The sequence below is a fragment of the Thermogutta sp. genome (genome assembly GCF_014359955.1).
Taxonomy (GTDB): domain Bacteria; phylum Planctomycetota; class Planctomycetia; order Pirellulales; family Thermoguttaceae; genus Thermogutta.
In genome coordinates this window covers 1-1,565 of the sequence record NZ_JACIYL010000931.1, presented here as the reverse complement: position 1 = coordinate 1,565, position 1,565 = coordinate 1, and the positions used below count along the sequence as shown (strand labels likewise).

The 1,565-nt window shown below is 60.1% G+C and carries 2 protein-coding genes and 1 pseudogene; all 3 read left to right on the top strand.

Going from position 1 to position 1,565, the window contains the following annotated elements:
- Positions 1-450 (top strand): hydrogenase maturation nickel metallochaperone HypA (locus H5U08_RS18310; protein WP_297036449.1); only part of this gene is annotated, 450 nt, incomplete at its 5' end.
- A gap of 229 nt (positions 451-679) precedes the next feature.
- Positions 680-1,348, top strand: coding sequence for a hydrogenase nickel incorporation protein HypB (hypB, locus tag H5U08_RS18305; protein WP_297036446.1), 669 nt, complete (start codon positions 680-682; stop codon positions 1,346-1,348).
- Between the two features lie 45 nt (positions 1,349-1,393).
- Positions 1,394-1,565, top strand: a pseudogene (locus H5U08_RS18300) (hypothetical protein); the annotation flags it as partial.

Sequence of the window (1,565 nt, the reverse complement as noted above, 5' to 3'; positions counted from 1 at the left end):
CCGTTTGAGCGTTTTCCAAACTGGAATGGGCACATGCACGAAGTGGCCCTCGTTGAATCCCTCCTTCAATCAGTCCAGGAACACATTCACGACAGCGGTGTGACTGGGCGAGTTCGCCGGGTGGAGGTGGTCATTGGAAGGCTTTCCGGCGTAGTCCCGGAGGCGTTTCGTTTCGCCTTCGAGGTGCTCAGTCCGGATGTCCTTGGTCCGGGGTGTGAACTCGTTATCCGCGAGACGGCGGCGGTTTGCCGTTGCCGTCAATGTGGAGCCGTTTCCGAATTGACCGATGTGGTCCTCTTCTGCCCGCAGTGTCAAAGTGATGACGTCCTCATCGAAGGGGGACGCGATTTGTTGCTCCAGTCGATAGAATTGGACGAAGGGGCAGACCCGGGTAATTCCGGGGCAGGGGAAACGGATTTGAGCAGCGGGTGCCCAGGCGGTGAGGGGTAACCCTCATCTGCCGAGATGTTGACAATCCGCGAAGGATGCGCCCTCGGTCCCGCGGAGCTTCGGGAACGGACGGGAGCGGGCAGAAGTCCACGTCTCGATCGATAGCGGCGGGGTAGGAGACCACCGGGTCTGTCTGCACGTGCTCGGATGCCCATCGGAGCACTCAGCGAGGACTTGCGGGGCTTGCGCCATTCACCGCCGAAAATGACCCGGTTAGGAACGCGGCTCTATGAAAATCGTAGCGGCAAAGAAAATTTTAAAGGCGAACGATCAGTTGGCAGCAGCCAACCGAAGATTCTTCCACCAGGTGGGAGTGTTTGTGGTGAACATTTTGGGCTCACCGGGTGGCGGAAAAACGTCGCTCATCGAATCGCTCGCCGCGACGCTCAACGGCAAAGGACCCCTGGCGGTTATCGAGGGCGATCTGGCCGGGACGGTGGACGCCGATCGGCTTTCCGCCCGAGGTTTGCCCGTCGTCCAGATCACCACAGAGGGCGCCTGCCACTTGGATGCGAACATGGTGGCCGCCGCGGTGGATGGCCTGCCCCTTTCCCGGGGAGGTTGGCTGTTTATTGAGAACGTGGGCAACCTCGTCTGTCCCGCTGGGTTCGACCTGGGGGAAAATCTGCGGATTGTGATCCTGAGCGTCCCTGAAGGCGACGACAAAGTGATCAAATACCCCACAGTGTTTCAATCGACCCAGGCGGTGGTCATCAGCAAGGTGGACCTTCTTCCCTATTTCGAGTTTCAACCGCAGCGCGTCCGGGAGACGCTCTCCCGGTTGAATCCTGACGCCGCCGTGTTTGAAGTCTCTGCAAAAACCGGGCAGGGCATGGGGGAACTTGCGGAATGGCTGATGGCGCGGCGAACGGCGGCCGAGGCCGAGGCGGCGGGGTGATGTGTCAACCCCGAAAGACAATAGTGGGCTACACGGAGATCGACAGTGGCGGAAAGTGGACCCAACTCCAGATTGCGGATTCTATTTCTTTGTACAGGCAATTCGTGTCGCAGTCAGATGGCCGAGGGCTGGGCAAGGCACCTGAAAGGTGACGTCATCGAAGCCCACTCGGCGGGCGTTCAACCTCACGGCCTGAACCCGTGGGCGGTGCGCGTGA